This window comes from bacterium (assembly GCA_035945995.1).
Lineage (GTDB): Bacteria > Sysuimicrobiota > Sysuimicrobiia > Sysuimicrobiales > Segetimicrobiaceae > DASSJF01.
Genome location: DASYZR010000080.1, coordinates 1 through 22,168 on the forward strand (window position 1 = coordinate 1; position 22,168 = coordinate 22,168).

Annotated in this window: 24 protein-coding genes, 1 pseudogene and 1 riboswitch; of the genes and pseudogenes, 12 read left to right on the forward strand and 13 right to left on the reverse strand. The window is 66.8% G+C overall.

The window, feature by feature from the left end; all coding sequences use genetic code 11:
• Nucleotides 1–1,003: 1,003 nt before the first annotated feature.
• A complete protein-coding gene (locus tag VGZ23_08365; GenBank protein HEV2357608.1) occupies nt 1,004–1,156 on the forward strand; it encodes a hypothetical protein in 153 nt (50 codons plus the stop codon).
• Nucleotides 1,157–1,564: 408 nt separating this feature from the next.
• Nucleotides 1,565–1,648: riboswitch (cyclic di-GMP riboswitch) on the forward strand.
• 758 nt (nt 1,649–2,406) lie between these two features.
• Here VGZ23_08365 and VGZ23_08370 read toward each other — a convergent pair.
• The 4 genes from VGZ23_08370 to VGZ23_08385 form a co-directional block, all read right to left on the reverse strand.
• A complete protein-coding gene (locus tag VGZ23_08370) occupies nt 2,407–2,619 on the reverse strand; it encodes a hypothetical protein (GenBank protein ID HEV2357609.1) in 213 nt (70 codons plus the stop codon).
• A 102-nt stretch (nt 2,620–2,721) separates the two neighbouring features.
• Nucleotides 2,722–3,654, reverse strand: a complete 933-nt coding sequence (locus VGZ23_08375; protein ID HEV2357610.1) for an SWIM zinc finger family protein — start codon at nt 3,652–3,654, stop codon at nt 2,722–2,724.
• Nucleotides 3,651–6,740: a DEAD/DEAH box helicase gene (locus tag VGZ23_08380; protein HEV2357611.1), complete on the reverse strand. Its 3,090-nt coding sequence runs from the start codon at nt 6,738–6,740 to the stop codon at nt 3,651–3,653. Before VGZ23_08380 ends, VGZ23_08375 begins: the two co-directional genes overlap by 4 nt.
• A gap of 373 nt (nt 6,741–7,113) precedes the next feature.
• Entirely contained in the window at nt 7,114–8,550 is a 1,437-nt protein-coding gene (locus tag VGZ23_08385; protein ID HEV2357612.1) for a M20 family metallopeptidase, read from the reverse strand.
• 179 nt (nt 8,551–8,729) lie between these two features.
• On the opposite strand from VGZ23_08385, the gene VGZ23_08390 reads away from it, so the two are divergent.
• Nucleotides 8,730–9,407 carry a hypothetical protein gene (locus VGZ23_08390; protein ID HEV2357613.1) on the forward strand — a complete coding sequence of 226 codons (678 nt, stop codon included), beginning with the start codon at nt 8,730–8,732 and terminating at the stop codon, nt 9,405–9,407.
• A gap of 39 nt (nt 9,408–9,446) precedes the next feature.
• Here the strand turns inward: VGZ23_08390 and VGZ23_08395 are convergent, their stop codons facing one another.
• From VGZ23_08395 to VGZ23_08410, 4 genes are read right to left on the reverse strand one after another with little or no spacing between them, the layout of a single operon-like run.
• The gene (locus VGZ23_08395) at nt 9,447–9,719 is read right to left on the reverse strand and encodes a hypothetical protein (GenBank protein ID HEV2357614.1); all 273 of its coding nucleotides are present in this window, start codon (nt 9,717–9,719) and stop codon (nt 9,447–9,449) included.
• 30 nt (nt 9,720–9,749) lie between these two features.
• Nucleotides 9,750–9,995 (reverse strand): hypothetical protein, encoded by a 246-nt coding sequence (locus VGZ23_08400; GenBank protein HEV2357615.1) that lies wholly within the window; start codon nt 9,993–9,995, stop codon nt 9,750–9,752.
• Between the two features lie 35 nt (nt 9,996–10,030).
• Nucleotides 10,031–10,813 carry a DUF2182 domain-containing protein gene (locus VGZ23_08405; protein ID HEV2357616.1) on the reverse strand — a complete coding sequence of 261 codons (783 nt, stop codon included), beginning with the start codon at nt 10,811–10,813 and terminating at the stop codon, nt 10,031–10,033.
• Between the two features lie 32 nt (nt 10,814–10,845).
• The gene (locus VGZ23_08410) at nt 10,846–11,454 is read right to left on the reverse strand and encodes a DUF1326 domain-containing protein (GenBank protein HEV2357617.1); all 609 of its coding nucleotides are present in this window, start codon (nt 11,452–11,454) and stop codon (nt 10,846–10,848) included.
• A gap of 238 nt (nt 11,455–11,692) precedes the next feature.
• Here VGZ23_08410 and VGZ23_08415 point away from each other — a divergent pair, with 238 nt between their 5' ends.
• From VGZ23_08415 to VGZ23_08425, 3 genes and pseudogenes are all read left to right on the forward strand, one after another.
• Nucleotides 11,693–12,031, forward strand: a complete 339-nt coding sequence (locus VGZ23_08415) for a VOC family protein (protein HEV2357618.1) — start codon at nt 11,693–11,695, stop codon at nt 12,029–12,031.
• A gap of 272 nt (nt 12,032–12,303) precedes the next feature.
• Nucleotides 12,304–12,781: pseudogene (locus VGZ23_08420) on the forward strand (DUF1801 domain-containing protein).
• A gap of 105 nt (nt 12,782–12,886) precedes the next feature.
• Nucleotides 12,887–13,018, forward strand: coding sequence for a hypothetical protein (locus VGZ23_08425; GenBank protein HEV2357619.1), 132 nt, complete (start codon nt 12,887–12,889; stop codon nt 13,016–13,018).
• A gap of 81 nt (nt 13,019–13,099) precedes the next feature.
• Here the strand turns inward: VGZ23_08425 and VGZ23_08430 are convergent, their stop codons facing one another.
• Nucleotides 13,100–13,288 (reverse strand): hypothetical protein, encoded by a 189-nt coding sequence (locus tag VGZ23_08430; protein HEV2357620.1) that lies wholly within the window; start codon nt 13,286–13,288, stop codon nt 13,100–13,102.
• Between VGZ23_08430 and VGZ23_08435 the strand changes: the two genes are divergently transcribed.
• Both VGZ23_08435 and VGZ23_08440 read left to right on the forward strand, forming a co-directional pair.
• Nucleotides 13,289–13,612, forward strand: a complete 324-nt coding sequence (locus tag VGZ23_08435; protein ID HEV2357621.1) for an ABC transporter permease subunit — start codon at nt 13,289–13,291, stop codon at nt 13,610–13,612.
• 293 nt (nt 13,613–13,905) lie between these two features.
• Complete coding sequence (locus VGZ23_08440) at nt 13,906–14,373, forward strand: ABC transporter permease (GenBank protein ID HEV2357622.1); 468 nt, start codon at nt 13,906–13,908, stop codon at nt 14,371–14,373.
• Nucleotides 14,374–14,379: 6 nt separating this feature from the next.
• Here the strand turns inward: VGZ23_08440 and VGZ23_08445 are convergent, their stop codons facing one another.
• Nucleotides 14,380–15,015 carry a TetR/AcrR family transcriptional regulator gene (locus VGZ23_08445; protein HEV2357623.1) on the reverse strand — a complete coding sequence of 212 codons (636 nt, stop codon included), beginning with the start codon at nt 15,013–15,015 and terminating at the stop codon, nt 14,380–14,382.
• Between the two features lie 81 nt (nt 15,016–15,096).
• Here VGZ23_08445 and VGZ23_08450 point away from each other — a divergent pair, with 81 nt between their 5' ends.
• Entirely contained in the window at nt 15,097–15,615 is a 519-nt protein-coding gene (locus VGZ23_08450) for a cupin domain-containing protein (GenBank protein HEV2357624.1), read from the forward strand.
• An 84-nt stretch (nt 15,616–15,699) separates the two neighbouring features.
• The gene (locus tag VGZ23_08455) at nt 15,700–16,710 is read left to right on the forward strand and encodes a plastocyanin/azurin family copper-binding protein (protein HEV2357625.1); all 1,011 of its coding nucleotides are present in this window, start codon (nt 15,700–15,702) and stop codon (nt 16,708–16,710) included.
• 5 nt (nt 16,711–16,715) lie between these two features.
• Here the strand turns inward: VGZ23_08455 and VGZ23_08460 are convergent, their stop codons facing one another.
• Nucleotides 16,716–16,955, reverse strand: coding sequence for a hypothetical protein (locus tag VGZ23_08460; GenBank protein HEV2357626.1), 240 nt, complete (start codon nt 16,953–16,955; stop codon nt 16,716–16,718).
• Nucleotides 16,956–17,152: 197 nt separating this feature from the next.
• Between VGZ23_08460 and VGZ23_08465 the strand changes: the two genes are divergently transcribed.
• Nucleotides 17,153–17,446 carry a GYD domain-containing protein gene (locus VGZ23_08465; GenBank protein HEV2357627.1) on the forward strand — a complete coding sequence of 98 codons (294 nt, stop codon included), beginning with the start codon at nt 17,153–17,155 and terminating at the stop codon, nt 17,444–17,446.
• A gap of 1 nt (nt 17,447) precedes the next feature.
• Here VGZ23_08465 and VGZ23_08470 read toward each other — a convergent pair whose 3' ends face one another.
• Complete coding sequence (locus tag VGZ23_08470; GenBank protein ID HEV2357628.1) at nt 17,448–18,374, reverse strand: AMIN domain-containing protein; 927 nt, start codon at nt 18,372–18,374, stop codon at nt 17,448–17,450.
• Between the two features lie 139 nt (nt 18,375–18,513).
• Here VGZ23_08470 and VGZ23_08475 point away from each other — a divergent pair, with 139 nt between their 5' ends.
• Complete coding sequence (locus tag VGZ23_08475) at nt 18,514–20,190, forward strand: thiamine pyrophosphate-binding protein (protein HEV2357629.1); 1,677 nt, start codon at nt 18,514–18,516, stop codon at nt 20,188–20,190.
• Nucleotides 20,191–20,238: 48 nt separating this feature from the next.
• On the opposite strand, the gene VGZ23_08480 is transcribed toward VGZ23_08475, so the two are convergent.
• Nucleotides 20,239–20,616 (reverse strand): spore germination protein GerW family protein, encoded by a 378-nt coding sequence (locus VGZ23_08480; GenBank protein HEV2357630.1) that lies wholly within the window; start codon nt 20,614–20,616, stop codon nt 20,239–20,241.
• A 139-nt stretch (nt 20,617–20,755) separates the two neighbouring features.
• Between VGZ23_08480 and VGZ23_08485 the strand changes: the two genes are divergently transcribed.
• On the forward strand, nt 20,756–22,168 hold the full coding sequence (locus VGZ23_08485; GenBank protein HEV2357631.1) for an FAD-binding oxidoreductase: 1,413 nt from the start codon (nt 20,756–20,758) through the stop codon (nt 22,166–22,168).

Sequence of the window (22,168 nt, forward strand, 5' to 3'; positions counted from 1 at the left end):
TTTCCCGCTCCAGACCTAGTAAAATAAGGACTTTCGCAACCTAGCCAGCCGGGAAATGGGCCAGAAAAGCAGAGGCTCACCCCGGATAGAGAACTAATCGCCGAGGCGCGCACAAGTCCCTTATCCTCGGCTCCTGACGACGGTGCCCCAGGGGACGGGGCGCAGGGAGCCAGTATGCGCGGCGACCACGACCCGTGGCCGGACGATGTCCACCTCGCCGCCTTCAGCGCGGCCACTGTGATAATATAAGCTGAAATGGGCAGACAGGTAGCTGTCGTGTTTTACGTGGTGGCGATGGCAGCGGTCATAGTCGGTGTAGATTTCATGTTCTTCAGAAACCGATTCTGGGAACGGCTGACAGTGAATATTGGCATTGTCTTGGTGTTCGCAGCTTTCTACTTGAGATTCCTCAGGCGTCCATGAACAAGGCGCGATAGCATTTAACGGAAACTGCCACATTCAAATGCTCGAAGCTGTTCCTTGTCGAGGACGTTATTCCTCGTTAGGTCGACTGGAGCCTTGAGAACAGGATCGCCATAATCTACGTCCAAGTGGAAATTTTCGATAAATGTGTCTCGAATACTATTTAGCCTCCGCTCTTGAACATTCACTCCCCCCGACATTGCTCGCCGTGAATCCAATTTGACGGCAGAGATTCGGGAGGAGAACGCGAATGACGGGATTGCCCGAGCGGATTGACCGGGCGCTCCGCATAGGCCCGGGGCCACTCACGGCCGGAGAAATTGCTAGGGCCATTCATGCTCATGAACCATCGGCAAGGACAACTCTTACCAAGATGAAATCCGTGATTAGGGTCCAACGAAGACGTGGTCGGAGCCGCGAGACGACCTGGGCGGCACGACCCCATTGGATTTCTCCGGAGTTCAGGTCTCTCCAGGCAAGACGTCACGACGTGATCGGGCAAGGAGCGGCAGCCGACCCGACGGTCCTCGCTATGTGCCTTCGGGTTGGGCGTTCGTTCGGCAGGGAGCGCGCCCAGCCGGTGCAAGTCGCCATCACCGCGAGAACGCGACGGCGCGATGTTGATCTGGGAATACGGACGTTCTTGATCGACGTGCAGATGGACGCCATCGACACGGTGGCGGGCCACGGGTACAACGTCGTGCCGCAGCGCGCGCGGCTCGTCGCGTGGTAGAGTGCTTAAACGATTCAAACCGCGTCCCCGGGGCATCTGCAGCGGGTCTTCGAGGCGTTCCCCATGAGGGACGGCGACAACCCGCGGGTCGCGTCCCGCAAAATGGAGGCTCCGCCGCCGTGACCGAGGCCCATGACGTGCCCGGGCGCCTGTAGGTGCCGCACCCCGGTATTATCTACCAGGCCGCGCAAACACCGCGCGGCGGTACACAAGGGTGCCTGTCGAGCAGGATTGGACGTCGGGGAGGCCGAACGCCCTCCGCTGACACTAGCCGCTCCTGATTGTGCATTCACAACCCACCTCGGACCTGCCCCAATGGTTTGGAACACAAGGCTGATCGCCGCTACGATTCGCTCCATCGGACGCGGGGGGCGGGGACAAGTCGATTTGGAACGCTATCGCGAGCCGCGTCCTTTCGGACGCGATGATCCGCCGCCCGTAGATGGTCGCCTGGGCGGCGGGGAGCGAATGGCGAACCCGGCCGGAACCCAGGTGCCGGGTTTTTGGCTTTTCGGTGAGAGGTGGACGCTGGGTCACGGCGTGCGAGGGAGGAGACGCTCATGAGCCTGACGCCTGAGGACAGACTCCGACTTCATGTCGTGGAGGGGCCGGATGCGACAGAGTCGCACGTGTACGACGCCGAGGGGGGGCAGCAGGGAGGAGCGCGGTTGGGCAATGTGTTGAACACGATCAAGGCCTACTGGCACGATGGGGGATGGGTGTTCGACGATTCGCAAAGAGGGCTCTGGGCGAAACCGTTCGTCGCGCGGGCGCCAGAGATTATCGATCGGGTCCTTCAAGGGGCGGGGTTGCGGCCGCGGCAGCCGTTCACGGTGACGTTCGGCGACCACGAGAGCCCCGGGTTGGGGTACCGATTCGTCCTGGAGTGGGCGCGCGAGGATCGCGAGGGCCACTGGTACCGGTCGGGAGGGATGGAGGGACTATGCCCGGCACTCGTCCGGTATTTCGATGCGGCGCCCAAGCATATCTATTGCCAGGTCACTGCTCGGAGAACTCCTTTCTCAGTATTGCATGCGGCTCAGGTTGAGGGGCTATGGGGGGCTACGTCGCGGCCTACATTGTCGCGCTCGACGCGGACACGCTCCAGCCCGCGTGGTATCTTGTAGTCACAATATATAGGCATGAACAATAACCTCCGCAGTCGGTGGGCCGTTCCGACTCCTGCGCTGGCCTCTCACGTGAAACCTGCCCAGAGCCACGTCGACGGTCCGGAACCCGACACGACCAGCTTAATGGTGCGCGCCGGTGATCACGGCGTGGGTTGTCGGGATGAAGGCGAGTGTACTGTGGGCGAAGAGCCTGAGGAAGGACGAGACCGGGTGAGCCGGGTGCCCGTAGAAGTGGTAGGCGAGGAAAGCGATTCCCGCCAGCAAGAACAGCACCCTCGTGGTGTCCAGCTCGTAGAATCCCAGCATCTCCCCCACCAGGAGTCCAGCGAGCACGACAATCGCCACCGTGGGCGACGTATGGAGGAGCCCGTGCTATCACGCTCCCTATCTGTACACGGATACTGTACTGAAATGTCGGCCTTGGGATCAATACGGTCAACGGCCGTGGGGTTCGCTACCTGTCATCCTGCCGTTGCCGGCGAGAGCGAGGTGTCGGGCCAGAGTGCCCCCCGCTTCGTACGCGGCGCCGAGAGCCTCCGCGGGGGATTCATGAAGCGACCACGAGGGCGGCGCACTGAGCTGGCGTAGGACAGCCGCATGGACCGCTGGTGCGTCGATCCGAAAGCGAAGTGATGTGAGGCGCGCGCGGAATCGCTCAAAGCCCTCGGCCGCGGTCTTGTCCAGTGACACGCTTGTGGCGGCGGTCGCACGACCCTTGGCCCGCTCGGTTGCACCCGCGCCGGCCCGCAGCCGGCACAGCGCGTCGAGCACCTGCGCCCGGGTCTGCCCGCGGAGCTCGAACAGGAGAAAGGGGTCTCTGTCGAACGCTTCACCCAAGACGTAATGCGTCGCCGCAACGTGCTTGCACGGGTTCGCCCAATCCGGACAGGAGCATTCGGTCTTCAGATCGTCCCGCTTGACGGGGAAGAGGCTGACGCCGACGGCCTGAAATGCCTTGTCGATGTCCTTCGGCATCTCCCCCGCGAGGAGCTGGGCGGCGAAGATCGCCTCCCTGGCCATTGCGGCCAGGGCCTTGGCCCAGACGGCGGAGGAGAAACTGCGAAGGTGCAGCGTCACCCTGTACGGGGTCGGCCGCGAGCCGGTGACGTGCGCGGAGACTTTGCCCGAGGCGATCTCGAGGTCGTGCACGCGGCCGGCGCGGGCATACGTCCGGCCTCGCGCGAGGCGATTCGCGTACTCCCGCGAGACCTTCTCCAGCGCCTCGATCCAGCGCTGGCCCCACCAAGTCGTCGCGATTTTCTTGACCTTGATGCCGTGCGCAGGAGGAGGCTGCTTCGGCGGTGCCGGCGGATACCAGCCCGAGCCGTCCCAGGGCTCCCAATACTCGGTGCGGCCACGTCGGCTCACGACGAAACCCTCGCGGTGAGGCTGGGGCGGCGGGCTCGCCGGCGCGGTGCCGGCGCACGCCGTAGGCTCAGCGAATTCGCGGGCCGGGGCGCGCGGGCGGACGCTCCGTTCCCCTCGTCCGCCGCCACGACGGCGTCGGCCGACAGGGTGAAGAGCTCGCGCAGCGCGGCGTCGTCCAGCTCCGTGATCCAGTGCTCGCCCGCGCCCACGATCCGCGAGGCGAGATCGCGCTTGTCCTCCAGCATGCGATCGATCTTCTCTTCCACCGTGCCGGCGGCAAGGAGCTTGTACACCTGGACGGCCCTCTTCTGCCCGATCCGGTAGGCACGGTCCGTGGCTTGGTCCTCGACTGCGGGGTTCCACCAGCGATCGAAGTGGAACACACGGGTCGCTCCGGTGAGGTTGAGCCCCGTTCCGCCGGCTTTGAGTGAGAGTACGAAGACGCGCGGGCCCCGCTCATCCTCCTGGAAGCGCTGCACCATCCCCTCCCTCGCCGCTCGCGGGACACCGCCGTGCAGGAACAGCACCTCCGTCATGAGCAGGTCGCTGAGGTAGGCGACCAGCCGGTCGCCCGTCTCGCGAAACTGGGTGAAAATGAGCGCGCGGTCGCCGCCGGCGAGGACTTCCTCCAGCATCTCCCCAAGCCGGGCGAGCTTGCCGGATCGGCCGGCGAGCGGCGCCGACTCGCCCAGGTACTGCGCGGGATGGTTGCAGATCTGCTTGAGGGCGGTGATGAGCGCGAGCACGCGGCCTCGCCGCTGGATGCCTTCGGATTCCTTGATCGTCCGCATCGCGTCGTCCACGGCCGCCCGGTAGAGCGTGGCCTGCTCCCTGGTCAGCGAGCAGACGACCTTTATCTCGTTCTTAGGCGGCAGGTCCTGGATCACCGCCGGGTCGCTCTTGAGCCGGCGCAGGATGAACGGGTGGACGATCCGCCGGAGCCGCTCCGCGGCTTCCTCGTCCCGGTACCGCTCGATCGGCACCGCGTAGTGATGGCGGAACGTCTCGAGGCGGCCGAGGAGCCCCGGTGTGGCAAATTCCAGAATGGACCAGAGTTCTGCGAGCCGGTTCTCTACCGGCGTGCCGGTCAGCGCGAAGCGATGCTGCGCGCGCAGCGCCCGCGCCGTCCGGGCGGTGTGGGACGCCGCGTTCTTGATGCTCTGCGCCTCATCGAGCACTGCCACCGCCCAGTCGACCGCGGACAACACCTCGGCGTCGCGGCGGAGCAGGCCGTAGGTGGTCAGCACGACGGCTCCGGCCTGACCGTCTGCGAACGCCTCCGGAGACCGTGCGCGCTCCGTCCCGTAATGGCGCAAGATGGGCAGCGATGGAGCGAACCGGGTGAGTTCACGCTCCCAGTTCCCCACGACGGACGTGGGACACACAATCAGGTTGGGCTTGGCGTCCTCCGGCGCCGCCTGCCGCCGCGCGAGCAGGAATGCGAGCACCTGGACCGTCTTCCCAAGGCCCATGTCGTCGGCTAGGCACGCTCCGAGACCCAGCGATGCCAGCGACCACAGCCAGGCGACACCGCGCTCCTGATAGGGACGCAGCGTGCCGTGCAGGCCGTGCGCGGCCGGTAGTGTGATGTCGCCGGCTCCGGCCTGCAACCGGCTGAGCACGCCCGCGAAGTCACCGTTCGGCACGACGTCAACCGGGATGGCCGTGGAGGCGCTTCGGGTCGACCCGGCGAGTGCCGCCGAGAGCGCATCCGCAGCAGGCAACCGGCCCTCTCCCTCACGCAGGAACCGCTGAGCCTCCTTGAGTTCCGAGGGATCCACCGCGACCCACTGTCCCCGCCAGCGCACGAGTGGCGCCTTGAGCCGGGCGAGCGCAGCCAGATCGGCCGGAGAAAGCGCGTCATCCCCGAGCGCCGCCTCCCACCGGAAGGCGAGTAGCCCTTGGAGCGAAAGGCCGCGTGCAGCTCCAGCAGCGACGCCCGCCGGTGCGGCTCCGCCGCTGATCCGCATGCGGAGCCGGAGGCGCCGCCGTCCCGAACGCGTGAATTCGGCCGGCAGGATGACGCCGAAGCTGGCCTCGCCTAAAACCGGCGCGGCCTCGGTCAAGAATGTCCAAGCCTCTCCGGAGTCCAGCATCACCCCCGCCGGTCGAGTCTCGCGAAGGCTTCGCTCGATCGGTGGGAACACGCGCGCCGCAATGGCCAAAGCCCGGAGGAGACGCTCCTGCGGTTCCTCAAAAACGCGCCCCAGGTGTCGCAACGCCTTCCCGCGCGTGTTCCAGATTTCGCCGGCCGGGACAAGGAGGCTGGGGTCATCGGGCGCCTGGAGGAAATAGCGGAGGTGGAACGGGCCGGCGGCGCGGCCGTCCGGGGATCGGGCTGCGTCCGTCTTGTCTCCTTTAACTTCCGGCAGCTCAAGCCGCAGGCATGCGCGTGCAGCGCCGGGCTCGACGCCGAGCGCCGGCCGGCTCCAGTTCATCACCTCGTCGAGCAACCCGCGGTCGCGGAAGCCGACCGTCTCGAACGCTGCGTCTCTCGACGTCAGCGCGGCCACGAATCTCTGTTCCCATGGAAGCGGGGCCGCCTCGCGTTTCTGCCGGGGTGCTCCACCGTGCCGCGTGCCGCCCGGTACAGCAGCCGCGCGCAAGATCCCGTCCGCCGCCATGTCGAGAAAGGTGCGGAGGAGTGCGTCCGGCGCCCAGACCGGGACCCGCGTGGCGGAGCCCGTTCGGCCGCGCCCACGCACGGCCGGGGCCTCCGCCACCACGGGCACCGCGTGGGCCGCAGGCGGAAACACCTGTGCCAGCGTCTTCGCGCGGTCGGCATCGTTGGACAGCGAGAGCGCGATACCCCAGCGCGCCTCCATTCCGCCGTCTGGTCGCGGCTGCAGCCGCGGCACCACGCGCTCGCGTCCGATGAGTTCAAGGGCGAGTTTCGCGGCGTAGCTCCAGGCTGCGACCGATGCCGGTGCGCGCTCGGCTTCCTCGCTCGTCACGGCGGCCAGGAGAGGGAGCGCCTCGAGCAGCGGGATCGTCGTCCCTTCGTGTTCTCGTGCGGCAAGGGACTCGTCTACGATCCTAGCCTTTGCCGGAGTTCCATGGACCAGGAGAGCTGAGACGGCAGGCACGGGACCGATCGGATTTGCCGGGGAGGCCGACCACAGGAAGAACCGCGGGGCCGTAGGCTCCGGGAGGAAGGTCAGATGATTCGCGTGGACGACAGGTACGGTCGCGTCAGACCCCGCTGTCCGCTCCTTTCGGTTATCTTTGGCGATCGTGTGGTGTCACCTTCTTGCCCGCACCCTGGCGGTGATCGGCAGTGCGGGCGAAGCTGGTCGCCGCTGGACCGTCACGTGCACGAATGGATTGGCTGCAAAAGATTTGAGGGACCGCTCGGGGCCCCTCTCATGCTCAGCCGCATGTTTTCCGCGCTGGCCGGCATCTTCCTGGTCGACTTCGGCGGCCAGGCGCGAGGAGCGCGAAGCATAACGGCTGCACCCGTTAGTCATCTGCGCGTCCACGTAGGCGCCGCAGCGGGGGAGGTACCACCTCGTCGGGAATCGGGCACCTGTACCCCCCACCGCCGACCCGCTCCTTGAGCTCGGCTTTGGCGCGCTGCAGCAGGGCGGGGTCGCGGATCGCGTCCAACGCGGTGGCCGCCATCACTTTCGCCGCGTGGACCATGCCCTTGTGAGCGGCGGGCGACATGCCCTGCGCCACGAGCTGCCAGGAGTGGCCCGGCGTCCCGACCGCAAAGCAGGCGCCCCACATCTGGACGGTCGGCACGATCCAGCTGACGTCGCCAACGTCGGTGGAACCGCCGAGGAGACGCGGGGTGGGATCCAGCGGCACCGGTGCGCCGTAGAGCACGGCCGACGCGGCTTCCGGGGTCCCGTACATCTCGATGCTGTGGGCGACGTGGTCCGGGGTTAGCGTCGCCCTGATCCGCTCCGCAAAGGCGACGTCCTGTGAGTCGAACGGGACCGTGCCGATGCGTGTCAGATTGTCGTGCATCGCCGCGGCCAGCGTCATGTTGGGCACGATGTTGGAGCAGGCCTTGTCGATCTCGAGATCGACTTCTGTCTCGGTCATCAACGCGGCCCCGTCGGCGATCTTGCGCACGCGGTCGAACAGCGTCCGGGCCTGCCCGACCTCCGGCGCCCGGATCAGGTACAAAACCTCCGCCCGCGGCTGCACCACGTTCGGCGACACGCCGCCCGCGTCGGTGATCGAATAGTGGACGCGCGCGCTCGCCGGCATGTGTTCCCGCAGGAAGTTCACGCCGATGTTCATCAGCTCCACCGCGTCGAGCGCGCTGCGCCCGAGGTGCGGCGCGCCGGCGGCATGGGAAGCGCGCCCGGCGAACCGCCAGTAGACTTGAAAGTTGGCCAGCGAGCTCCGCGACATGACCCCCACGAAGCAACCTGGATGCCAGGAGACCGCGGCATCCAGGTCGTCGAAGGCGCCGGCGCGCGCCATGAACGTCTTGCCGGAGCCGCCCTCTTCGGCCGGACAGCCGTAGAATCGGATCGTGCCTTTGATCCCGGCGGCCATCAGGCAGTTGCGCAACGCCACGGCGGCGAGTGCGGCCCCGGCGCCGAGCAGGTTATGGCCGCAGCCGTGGCCGACGGCCCCGGGGGTCGAGGTCTGCGGCTCGGCAACCCCGGCGTCCTGACTCAACCCGGCCAATCCGTCATACTCGCCGAGGAACCCGATCACCGGACCGCCTCCGCCGGATTCCGCGACAAAGGCAGTCTCCATTCCGGCCAGGTTCCGGGTAATGCGAAAGCCTTCTTCTTCCAGTGCCGCGACGTGCGCGGCGGCGGACTGGTGTTCATTGAAACGGATCTCGGCGAGTCGCCAAATCCGGTCCGCCAGCGCCACGAAGGCATCGCGCTTGCCGTCCACGTGCCTCGCGATCTCCTCGAGCCTGACCATAGCGGCCTCCCCCCTTCGCATCCACGGCGCACCCGTTAGCCAAATTGTAGCCAAACGGCTGCACAGACGTACCAAGACCTGAACGGATTCCAAGCAGAGGGGCGCGGATTACGGGGATACTGTACTTGTGTAGCATGGACTGAAGGCGCAACACGGGATGGCATCTCATGGAGACGCGGATGGAACCTCGGCAACCGCCGCGCGCCGCCGCGGCGCTGGCTCTGGCGCTCGCCGTGACGGTGTGCATCCTCCAGGCCGGCCCCGTGCCGGCCGGCGGGGCTGCCGTCCCCACGCCCGACCAGGTTCTGAATCGCGTACTCGCGGCGCAGGCGCACGCGCCGGCGACGGCGTCCGCCGACGCGGCCCTCAAGCTCCGGATCCACAAGCCCGTGACCGCCGCGCCGGACTGCGAGTTCCGCGGCACGCTGCAAATCGAGGGCGGCCGTCAGACCCTCACGGTCAATCAGGGGGGGTCCAGCGCCATGTGCTGGGTTGCCAATCGGATGGCCGTGGGACAGCTGTTCGAGAGCAGCCAGCCGCTCGAGGCGGTCTTGGCCCAGTTCAATTTTCAGGTGACGGGCGAAAGAGAAGTGGACGGACGTCGATATTATCTGGTCCAGGGGACGGCCCGAAACCCTTCCGACAACGTCAAGTCACTGACGGCGTGGGTCGACTACGATCGCGGGCTCGTCACCTCGGGGACGGTGGAGTACGGATGGGGCCGCCTCGACGCGGAACAGCGGTTCACGAGAATGAACGAAACCTGGATCCTCACCCACCAGTACCTGTACACACCGAAGTTCGACGCGTCGCTGGAGATCGACTACACGAACTTCCGGCTCGGCCCCGGGCGGTAAGTCAGCCCGTCGCGCTCACATTCCCATAATGCCGACGACTCAAATCTCGTACTGACAAGTCTGGTCGGCCTGTCCCAAGCCTAACATCTCCACAAGCTTGCCAAATCCGTCGGCGAACGCCATGGACGCGCCGAGTTCGATCAATTCCTCGTCGCTGAAATGCTCTTTCCAGCGCTCCATGTGCTGATCCCCGATGGCCCGGTAGTCCTCGGTGAACATCGTGGCCATCTCCAGGGCCGCGCGTTCGCGTCCGGTGAAGATCGGATCACGCGGGTCCCAGGTCGCGTCGATCTTGGCCTGATCAATGCCCATTTGCTCCGCCACGGCGGAGCGGACGCCGCTTCAATACCCGCAGTTCCGAAGGCGCGCCATCCGAACGCGCATCAGCTCCTTCAGCGGATGGTCGACGATCCCGCCGTAGAACGTCTCCTGCCAGCCAGCGTAAAACGCATTGAGCGCGCCGGGGTGCCGGGCAAGGATCCGCAGGAGCGCCGGATTCGGTGCACCGCGCCTGGCCGCGTCGTCGAACGCCTGCTGGACATCCGAGGTGACGACGCGGGCGTCCACCGGAAGAATGCGGACCGCCATGTGATCAGCCTCCCCTGCCGCAGTTTGCTGCCAGGCTACATCGCGGGCACACGCAGAAGATACAGGGCCCACGCGATCAGCGCGATGCCCGTGACGCGGCCGGGCCAGGGACCCCGTAGCGCCGTCTTTTCCAGGAGGACGAAGATGGCAAGCACGGCGACCCACAGCAAGTTCATCACCCCAACCACGAACAGCACACCCATGAGCGCCCAGCAACACCCGACGCAGTAGGCGCCGTAGCGGACGCCCATCAGCGCGGCGCCCCAAGCACCGCTTCGCCACCGTGTAAACAGGAAGCCGAGCGGCGATTGGCATCGGGCGAGGCATGCGTGCTTGACCGGCGTGAGCTGGTAGAGGCCGGCCACGACGAGAAACGCGGCGGCGAGAGGGAGTCGCGCCACCGTCAATTGCGGGGTCAGGACGAGACCCGCCTGCAGCGCCCACTGGAGTCCGGCCGCGAGCCAAGCCCAGGCGCCCCACATCAAGAGAAATCCGGCCGCAAAGAGCCCCGCCGAAATTCCGATGGCTCCCGCCCGTTGCTGCGCGCGCTGCGCGCCGGAAAAGAAGAGCAGCATCGGCGTCGCCGAGGGCAGCATCATGGCGACCATCATGACGCTCCACATGGCGCCGGCGGCCAGGAGATCCGGGATGCTCCAGGCGATCGCACTCGGCATAACCATAACCATACTCACGCCCATGCCGGGATCGTGCGTCATCTCGCCGATCCGGCGCCAGAGGTCAAGCCACGCGAGCGCCGTCAGCCCTGCGATGCCCGCGACAACAACGGACCGGTCACGCGAGAAAATGGCCGCCTGCATCAGCCTGGGCTCCGCTACCTACAGGGCTTCCGTCACGCGGCCCACGAAAACGGCGCGGAGTGGCCGTTCTTGCCGTCGTTTGAGAATTCGAGGCCGAAGGCTTTGACCCGCGACGTCGTGGCCCTGGCGATCGTCAACGTCGAGTTGGCGGGATGGAATAGTCCGGTGAGCTTCGAGACCTCGCCCGTGTTGCTGTGCGGCGGGACGAAATCCTCGATCTCGATGTCGACGGCGCTGCCGATCGTGACGCGATGCCGGCGGCCGTCGTCCTGATAACGGATCGGCACCGTTTCCACGCCCAGCATCTCCCCGATCAGCGGGACGAGGCCGGCCATCGGGCCGCCCAATTGTCCGGAGAACACGGCGCCGAGTTTCTCGGCCTGCTGCGGCGACGCCGCGGCATCCATGAACACACCGACGCGCCACTTGCCGCTCAGCATCTCTCGGGGCGTGTCGGCGAGCACCGCCACACTCAGATTGCCGACGTCGACCCCGTCAACTTTGCCGGAGTCGACGTGGAACGCGAGCACGACCCGGCACCGTTCATTGTCGGCGGGCATGGTGAGCCCGGAGGTAGTACACGGGCAGACCATATTGCAGTTGCAGTTCTCAAAATAGGTGCCCTTGAGGGACCACGCCACGTTCGCCACCTGCCTTCCGGGCTTCGGCTCCAAAGTTCATCGGCTCGGACCCGCGGATTTGCCCAATTACGGGGCGACGCTTTCGATTCCCTTTCGGCGGCCGTCTTGCTACGACGCCTGAATAAGCCCGTTGAACCGGCCAGCCATTCGTGTTCGCTCATCGGTCACATTCTCTGGTCGAGATCCGTCATCATAGGGACGAGCGAAACCCAATCGATGTGATAAGGGGGAGTATTTCATGGATCAGGGCATCAGATTGCTCGTCTTTCCCGTCAAAGACGTGGCCCGGGCAAAGACACTCTACAGCCGGCTCTTGGGTGCAGAGCCTTACGTGGACGGGGCATATTACGTTGGCTTCAGAGTGGGAGAACAAGAGATAGGTCTAGATCCCAACGGCCACAGCAAAGGCATGACGGGGCCCGTCGGCTACTGGCAAGTCACCGACATCAGGAAGAGTGTGCAACTACTCCTGGACGCCGGCGCGCAATTACAGCAACCGGTCAAAGATGTCGGCGGGGGTAAGTTGACGGCATGGGTAAAAGACGCAGACGGTAACATCATCGGGCTCATGCAGTGACAGCGTCGTGAGGGGACACGCGCTAGGGCTTATTTATCTTGGGATTCCGGTGGCGGAGGGAGTAGGAGCTTCTACAGGCTGCTGAAGAACCCGAAGAAGGATTTCAAGCTGCTCACCAAGGAGGACATGCGCGGGGAGGTCCGGGGAGCACGGCCCGACCTGGAGGGAGTGGAGAGAGTACTGGCCAACCGTGGCCTCAACTCCAGTGTCCTTCCTCATATCGGTTTCGTTAGAAAGTGGCGTGGATTGGACACACCTGAGGTCGTTGAAGCATGAAGAAGAGTGAGAAGAACCCATCTGCACAAGTGGACAAACTTTCGCTGACCTTACCGACTGGCGCGACAAACGTTTCGAAGAGATCCGTGCCATCATCCACCAGGCGGATCCTGAGATCACAGAGGAATGGAAGTGGATGGGTACTCCCGTGTGGGAGCACTATGGAATGGTCGCGATTGCAACCCCGCACAAGGGAAAGGTGAAGCTGACTTTTGTTCATGGCGCTAGCCTGCCTGATCCAGACAAGCTCTTCAACGCCGGCCTCGAAGGCAATCAGTGGAGGGCGATTGACTTCTTCGACATGATAAAATGAATGAGCGAGCACTAAAGGCACTCGTCCGGAAGGCAGTTGAGTACAACCAGGCCAATCGAAAGGGGAAGACCACGAAGCCCCGTAACACGCATCGTAAGGGAGGGGCGCAAGTTCGGGTTCGGTTTGGCGATATCAACCCAGCTCGTGCAGGACCTCCCTGATGCGGTCCTCGGAAACACATCCCTCAAGTTTTTGCACTCATACAACGAACCCCACGCATCCCACGCGCCGCACAGCCGGCGCTCGTGAACGGAGCCGCGGGACTCGTGTGGGCTCCCGGCGCACGGCCGAGTGTCGTCTTCAGCTTTGCGATTGCCCGCGGGAGGATCGTCACCATCGACCTCGTCGCCGACCCCGAGCGTCTTCGCGGCTTCGACCTGATGATGCTCAACGACTGACACGCCCGGCCCTCAAAGAAGAAGCGGGTCAGGAGGTCCTGACCCGCTCGCCGCGCCGGTCCTACCCTGGGGGAGGAGTAATTACCGCGGGTTCAGACCGGCGGCCCAGGCGCCGATGTGTCGGATGGCGTACGCGATCGGGTTTCCCAACACCGCGGACACCATGACCAGAACGAACATGAATCCAAGGCCCAGCAGTACGTAATCCGAGGCCACCTGTTCCTGTTCGCCCTGGCCGTCCTGACTGTCCATGCTTAGGTCAATGCCCACGTGGATCGGATTCTAGACAAGATTCATGGAACATTAATCGCACGCGCTTCCGCGTCGTCGTCCGGCACGCGCTGCGGAACGCGCTCACGCCGATCGCGACCGTCTCCGGCATCCTGGTCGCGGACGTCGTCACCGGGTCGTTCATTCGTCGAGACCATCACGCGGGTTCCGGGCATCGGCCGCTACTTCGTCACCGCGACGACGGGGCGCGACTACCCCGTCCTGCTGGCGCTCGCCCTGCTCTTCGCGGTCATCATCATCACCATGAACATCCTCGTCGATCTGTCCTACGCGCTGCTCGACCCCCAGGTGCGGTACGGCTAGCTCCCTGCTCCGGTCCGGCGGTCCCGCGGCGGGCGCCAATCCCCGGCGGGGGCACCGCCGCGCGCTGGCGCGATTCGCGCGGCACCGCCTGGCCGTGGTCGGGGCGGCGTTTCTTGCCGTCGTGCTGCTGGTCGCCGCCGGGCCCCCACGCTCGCTCCCTACCGCTCCGACACCCAGGATCTTCTGGCGACGTATGCGTCGCCGGACCGGCATCATGTCGCGGGAACCGACGCCCTGGGCCGCGATCTGCTGAGCCGGCTCATGTACGGCGCGCGGGTCTCCATGAGCGGCTGATGCGCGTCGTCGACATCGTGTACGCGATCCCGTACCTGCTGCTGGTCGTGCTCCTGCAGACGTTCTTCACCGCGTTTCTGCCGGCGGTGCGCTCGGGCCCGCTGGCCTGGCTGCGGTCCCTGAACCAGAGTACGGGCGGCGTCGCGGCGATCATTCTGGCGCTTTCGCTGGTCGGCTGGCTGGACGTCGCCCGCGTGGCCCGCGGGCAGACGCTCGCCCTGCGGCACCGGGAGTTCGTCCAGGCCGCGAAGAGTCTCGGCGCCTCGGAGGGGCATGTCGTCGTCGCGCATCTCTTGCCCAACATCGTCGCGCCGATCATCATCATGGCGACGTTGCTGGTGCCCACGTTCATCATCGCCGAAGCGGGGCTGAACTTCCTCGGCCTCGGGGTGCAGCCGCCGACGCCGAGTTGGGGACTCATGATCGCCGAAGGCGTCGACGCGCTCGACCCGTCGACGCAGCACTGACCCCGGTCAATCGCGTCTCGCACCCGCCGCGCCCGCGTCTGTCACGAGGCGCACCATGAGCTCCACCGCCTGATCGTCGCTGAGCCCGTGGTCGCGGACCAGCGAACGCCACGTCGTGAAATGGAGCGCGTGGCCGAGGGCCGCCTGAAACACCGGCTCGCATTCATGATCAATAGTCCAACCTCCGGTCAGCGCCGATCGCACGCGGGAGAGCATCTTGCCATACCCGACCCCGACAAGGCCGGGCGCGAGTCGCGCATCCCTGGTGACGTTTTCCAGCATCCGTTCGGTTCGGCCGTAGAAGGCGTAGAGGTCCGTGAGCGCCTCCCTCAGGCGCGCCCTGGGATCCGCAATCCCGCTCCAGCGCCGGGGATCCGGTGCGGGGTTGTGCGTGAAGAACAGCGCGGTGCAGGCCTCGAACAGGGCGTGCTGATCCGGGAAATGGGCGCGTACCGTGAGCCGCTCGACGCCGGCGCGGCGCGCGATCGCGCTGATGCTCGCGGCAAGCGGTCCGAGGCTCTCATGCAGGGCCACGGTCGCCTCGACGATGCGCCGGCTGGTTTCTTGCTGCCCCTCAGCCCGCCGTTTCAGTACGTACTTCCTTTTTTTCCTAACTTTCGATGATCGGCTATGTATTCCCATATTGACGCCGTCCTCAAAATCTGCTAGATTTCAGTATACACCTGTGTAGTCTAAAAATCCAAGCCGTGAGCGGGGGGCGCGATGCCGGAGACCGAGCGGGGGCCGTTGATCGTCGGACCGGATGAGGGCAGAAAAGCGGATCTCGGCGGCCTCGGCGTCGACTTCAAGATCTGGGGCGCGAGCACCTCCGGCGGACTCTCGATCGTGGAACACCCCATGGAACCGGGGCGCCTTGTTCCGCCGCACGTCCACCGCAACGAAGACGAATTGTCCTACGTAGTGACGGGTACTTTTGGGATCAGGATCGGCGACGCGATCGCTACCGCCGGTCCGGGGAGTTACGTCTTCAAACCTCGGAACGTTCCCCACACGTTTTGGAATCCCGGGCCCGGGCCGGCCCGCCTGATCGAGCTCATCTGGCCGGCCGGGTTCGAGCGATTCTTCGGGCAACTGGACGAGATTGCCCACGCGGCCACGGGACCCGAGGATTTCGCCGCACGCCGTGACGAGCTCGGCCGCCGGTACGGACTCGAGTTCCTGCCGGAGTGGATTCCCGAACTCAAAGCGAGATACAACCTCAAGGTCCTCGGCGAGCCGTGAAGGCCCGGCGCGGGCATCGAGCCGGACCGCGCCGCCACCGGACCGCGGGCAAGGAAGACCGAAATCGTAAAAGGGGGGAGACGCATGCGCGTGTTCGTCGCAATCGTGCTGATGGTCAGTGCCCTACTGCTGGTTCCCGTACCGCCCCGGGCACACGCCGCGAGGAGCTGGAACGTAGAGGTCGGGGCCGCGACCTCAAGCCTGGCCGATCAGGCCCTGCGCTTCCTCCCGAAGGAGATCACCATCGACGCCGGCGATACCGTTCACTGGAACCTGGCCGCCTCCGAGCACACCGTCTATTTCCCGGCCGGACAGACGCCGCCGGACCTGATGATTCCCGGAAAGACCAAGGGCCAGCTCCTGTGGAACTCCGCCGTGTTTTTCCGATCGCCGGAGAAGATCTATAACGGCGCAGGGCCCATCAGCGGCGGCGCCCTGCTCACCGACCCCAATGCTCCAAAGACGTTCACGCTGACCTTCACGAAGGCCGGCACCTACAAATATCTATGCATGTTCCATCCGGGAATGGGGGGCACCGTCATCGTCCAGCCGGCGGGGAGCCCGTACCCGGCGACGCAGGCGCAATACGACCGTGTGGCCGCCGCGGAGGCGCAGGCGGCTCTGGCCAAGGCCGCGGCGCTTCGCACGACGGCCGCCAAACCCGTGGTCGCGGTGGCCGGTGGACGGCGCGTCTACGCGCTGAGCCTTGTCGGTTCCACGAAAGACGGCGCGACGGTCTACCGGTTCCCCATGCAGACCCTGACGATCAATCGAGGGGATACCGTGACCTGGCTGATGCAGGATCCGACCGAGTTACACACCGTGTCCTTCGGGGTGGGGAAGCGGTACTTCGACATCGCGACGATGCGGCCGCAACCGCAGGGCCCGCCCACGCTGCTTGTGACCCCGGACGTCATGGCACCCTCCGGCGGGGGCGTTCACCGCGGCGCGGGGTTCTACAATTCCGGGTTCATGCTGACCGACGGTCCTGGGGTGAGGCGTTACTCGCTCACGTTCACGGAAAAGGGGACGTTCGAGTACACGTGCGCCGTACACGACCAGTTCGGCATGAAGGCCGCGATCGTGGTGCGGTAGCACCTTCAGGACACGCGCAGGCTCACAATCCCGACAACAACCAGCACCACCGCGACGGCGCCGACGGTGATCAGCGTGGCGGCCGGACCGGGGGCCGCGAGCGCGGGCACCGCGTGCGGGGGGATCAGTCGCGCGAACGGACCGACCACCGCGGCGTAGATGTGGGAGGCCATGTCGTCGAGCATGCGAAACGCCGGCACAGCCGCCTGCGCGACGCCGGAGAAAACCACCAGTGTGTACTCCATCGGACACCCTTCCTGCTCCGAACCGACTTGGACGACGCCGCCGGCGGCGCGCTCTTCGGGCCGCCGGCGCGCCGGACTCCGGGTAAAGGACTGTGGTTCGGCGTGACGCTCCCGTTTCCTTTCGCCCCGGAGGTCCTCCGAGAACAAGCCCGAAGCACCTGCGAGCAACCCACACGCAGTCCCAGGGAGGGACGGGCATGCCTACCTACATCACGCTCCTTCGATACACGCAAAAAGGCGCGCAGGAGATCAAGGGAGGTCCAGGCCGCCTCGAAGAGGCGAAGAAACGGGCCAAACAGCGGGGCGCCGAGATAAAGGCGTTCTACTTGACGATGGGCCAGTACGACGGCGTGCTGATCACCGAGGCCCCGAACGATGAGGCGATGGCCGCAGGAGCCCTCGGCGCCGGCGCGATGGGCTACATCCGGACCGAGACGCTGCGGGCGTTCACGGAGGAAGAGTTCAAGAAGCTCGTACAGGCGCTGCCCTGAGCTACGGGCCGGGGTGCGGCTGCACCACGTCGATGCGAAACACGACGGTGTGGGCCGCATTCCCGGCGTTCGACCGGACGCTGAACCATGCCCCCAGGGCATCGTACATGAGGGTGTTGCTCTCGCCCCCGGACGTGACCGCGAGGGTCCACGACGGCGCGCCCAGCGCGGCGCGGACCTCGACCTCGGTGCTGCCCACGTGAAGGCCGTCGCGCGTCCGATAGGCTATGTCGTTGAGGACCCAGATCTGCCGGACCAGGCCGGCGTCCGTCACCCGGATGCCGAGGCCTGACGGCGAGGAAGGCGCATACCAGGTGTAGTCGGCACCGACGCCTGGCAACGCCGCCGTGTTCTTCGCGGGCCCCATCGCCGCGACGACGTCGGCCAGTGCCATGCCCAAGCGCACGCCGCCGATGCTCCGGCCGGGAACGATCGTGGTCACGCCGGTCGCGGTACCTGCCGCAGCGGCCGGGGCTCCGGCCGGGGCCCCGACCGCCGGCGCTCCACTCCCGTGCGGAATGCCGACGACGACACCGCCCGCCCCCGGAGCCGCCGTCACGTGGAACTGCACGGGGTGCGCGCACTCCACGACCACCCGCACGACGTCCGGGGCAAACTGCCCGACCCGGACGCGCTCGACCACCCCCTGCGCGCTGTGTACGGTGCCCGCGGGCAGGCCCAGCCGGGCGGCGAGAACGTCGATCACGATCCAGTCCGGGCGCACGGTCTGCAGCTGATACCGGACGGGCGCCGAGGTCCGGATGACGACCTCGAGTTCGTCCCGGCTCGCCTGCGTGACGATACCGGTCACGGTCGCCGGCTCGTCCGGAAGGGCCCCGGTGGGCGACCCGACGGCCGCGAGCAGCACCGCGACGCCGAACGCGGTGGCGACGAGATGCACCCGCGTGCCGCGCGACCGTCCCGGCACTTCACCCCTCCCCGTGCGCCGTCCCTTGTGGTGCGGGAATTGGCGTGACCGTCCTCGTCCTCCTGCGCACGCAGGGCGCGGCCGGGCGGCGCTTGAAGGTGCCGGGAGACGCGATTGAGGCCCGACGGAGGATGTGGACATGGCTCTGCGGGGGGCGCACCTGCTGCTCCGGTGTCTGGCGCTCGAAGGCGTTCGGAAGCTCTTTACGATCGTCGGAGACACCATTCTGCCCATCTGCGATGCCGCGATCGACGAAGGACTGGATCTCGTGGACACCCGGCACGAGGCATCGGCGCTGCATATGGCGGACGCGTGGACCCGCGTCACCGGAGAGCCGGCCGTCGCGCTGGTCACGGGCGGTCCCGGCTTCGCCAACGCAATCTCGGCGCTGCCCGCGATCTACGCGAGCGAGAGTCCCGTGATCCTGATCGCCGGATGCGGAGAACTCGCCGAGCGAGGGATGTATGCGTTCCAGGAAATCGATCAGGTCGGCCTCGCCGCGCCGGCCGCGCGCGGATCGTGGATGGTCCTCGATCGCCGCCGCATCCCCGACATGGTCGCGACCGCGTTCCGCACCGCGCTGGAGGGGCGACGGGGCCCGGTGCATCTCACGATCCCGATCGACATCCAGGAGCAGGCCGCCGGCGAGGAGGACCTGCCGCGGTATTCTCCCCGTGAATACAGGGAGGCCGGCCGTTCCGCCGGCGACCCCGCGGCGGTCCAACGCGCGGTGACGATCCTCCGGCGCGCCGCGCGGCCGGTGGTGATCGCGGCCAACGCCGCGCGGCACAGCGTCGGCCCCGCCGCCCTCCGGGAGTTCGTCGAAACGACGATGCTGCCGTGCTTCACGGTCGAACAGGCGCGCGGGCTCCTGTCGGACGATCATCCGCTGTGTTTCGGCTACGCGGATCCGGCGCTCAACGACGCCGCGAAGCATTTCCGCGAGGCCGACGCGATCCTGCTGCTCGGCAAGCGTCTCGACCACCGGTACCGCTACGGCATGCCCCCGTTTTTCCACCCCGGCGCCAAGCTGATTCAGGTCGACGCGGCACCGGCGGACATCGGCCGGAACCGAGGCGTCGAGGTGGGAATCGCCGGTGACGTCGGCGCGGTCGTCGCGCAGATGACGGCCGCAGCGCGCGAAGGCACGTGGACGAACGTCGCATCATGGACCCGGGAGCTCGCGGCCGCCCGGACCGCGCAGCGCCGCCGGTTCGAGTCGCTGGCCGCGGACGATGCGCCCCTGCATCCGATGCGCGTCCTGCTCGACGTCGAGAAATTTACGACCGGCGAGACGGTGATCGTCGTCGACGGCGGGGATTTTGCCGGGTGGGCGCGGAGTTACCTGAAAGCGCGGAACCCCGGCGGGTGGCTGCGCCTCGGGCCGCTGGGACAGCTGGGCTGCGGCGTCCCCTATGCCCTGGCCGCCAAGCTCGCCCGGCCGGAGGCCGACGTCCTGCTCCTCATCGGCGACGGCTCCTTCGGCTTCTATGGCATCGAGTACGACACGGCCGTCCGCCACGGTCTGGCCTTCACCGCGGTGATGGGGCACGACGCGGCCTGGAGCATTGACCGGAACTTCCAGTTGGCCTACTACGGCAGAGCGGCGGGGACTGATCTCCGGCCGGCCCGCTACGACGCCGTGGTGGAGGCGCTGGGGGGCCACGGCGAGCACGTCAACGAGCCCGCGGGCATCGCCCCGGCCATCCGCCGGGCCCGCGAATCCGGGAAGGCATCCTTGGTGAGCGTCGCCATCCGGAACGCCCCGTGCCCGCTGGCGGACGCGATGATCGCCCGGAAGACCGGCAGAGAATAAATCCCGACGAGGTGCGGGCGTTGACGTAGGCACCCGCATCTCGCGACGTCAATCGCCCGCGAACTCCTTCGCGCGGACCCGGCGGACGGTGTAGGAAATCCAAAACACGTTCCAGGCCGCGAGCAGCATGGCGCCCAACACGAGCCGGGTCACGTCGAGGATGGGTTTGACCTTGGTCTCCGTCGCGCCGACCTCGAGGACGGCGACCGGCCGGACGGACGCGCCCGCACCGCCGCCACCCTCGTCCGGCTCGCCGTGGGCCTTCTCCGCCCCGTTGCGGCGCCCCAGACCGAACCCGAAACCGTAGCGGACCCGGGCGACCGGAATGATGGTGCGGCCGTTCACCTGGTAGGGTTCACCAAACACCGTCTTGACGCCGGCGCGCTCCTGCGCCGCGCTAATGCGGGTCAACATCTGCTCGAGCATCTTCGTCGCCTCCTCGGGAGGACCGGCCGGCCCCCCGATCTCATCATACCCAGCGGTATCCGGCAGTTGTTCTCCGCTCCGGCGTCGAAGGCACATTCGGGGAAGGACGGTAGGGTTTCATCGGGGGGAGGAAGATCGAATGGACGGTGGATCGGGGGGCGTGCCGGTCGATGAGTTGAGAGGACAGTGCGCGGGTGAGGTCTTCGCCCAGGGCGACCCCGGCTACGATGCCGCCCGCGCCGTGTGGAACGGATACATCGACAAGCGACCCCTTGTCGTCGCGCGGTGCCGGGGCGTGGCCGACGTGCTTGCCGCGGTCCGGTTCGCCCGCGCCCACGATTTGTTGACGGCGGTGCGGGGCGGCGGACACAACGTCGCCGGATTCGGCACGTGCGACGGGGGCATCGTCATCGATCTCTCGCCGATGAAGGGCATCCGGGTCAACCCAGAGACGCGCACCGCCCGGGCCCAGCCGGGCCTCACCTGGGGAGAGTTCGACCGCGAGACCCAGGCGTTCGGACTCGCCACGACCGGTGGGCTGGTGACGACGACCGGGATCGGCGGGTTCACGCTCGGCGGGGGCATCGGGTGGCTCATGCGTAAGCACGGGCTCACCATCGACAATCTGCTCTCCGCCGACGTCGTCACCGCCGACGGGCGGCTCCTGACGGCAAACGCGATGAGCCACCCGGACCTGTATTGGGCGCTGCGCGGGGGCGGTGGAAACTTCGGCATCGTCACGTCGTTCGAGTACCGGCTCCATCCGGTGGGGCCGGCCGTGATCGGCGGCGCCGTGTTCCATCCCGCGGCCGCCGCGGGGAACGTGCTGCGGTTCTATAACCAATGGGTCGCCACGCTGCCGGACGAGATGACAACCATGGCGGCGTTCATCACCGCGCCGCCCCTGCCGTTCATTCCGGCGGCGCTGCACGGGACCCCGATGCTCGCGGTGGCGCTGTGCTACGCGGGCCCGCCGGCCGACGGCGAGCGGACGGCGCGGCCGCTGCTCTCGTTCGGGCCGCCCGCGGTCGCCCACGTCGGACCGGTGCCGTACACCATTCTCCAGGGCATGTTCGATGCCAGCGCGCCGTACGGCATCCATTCCTACTGGAAGACGCACTACGTCCCGGACCTGTCCGACGCGGCGATCGACGCCCTCGTGGCGCAGACCGCGCGCATGTCCTCGCTCTCGCCGTTTACGACGCTCCACATCCACCATCTCGAGGGCGCGGTGAGCCGCGTGGACCCCGAGGCAACGGCCTTCCGGCACCGCACGCCGCGCTACGCGATGAACATCGTCGGCCTGTGGACCGGCGGGGAGCGGGCGGAGCCGCACATCGATTGGGTGCGCGGGACGTTCGACGCCGTGCAGCCGTTCGCCACCGGAGCGCCCTACCTCAACTTCCTCGGCGATGAAGGCCAGGACCGGGTGCGGGCGGCCTACGGGGCGGCGACGTACGACCGGCTGGTGGCGGTGAAGAACCGCTACGATCCCACGAACCTCTTCCGGGTGAATCAGAACATCCGGCCGACGGCCGCGGCGACCGCGTAG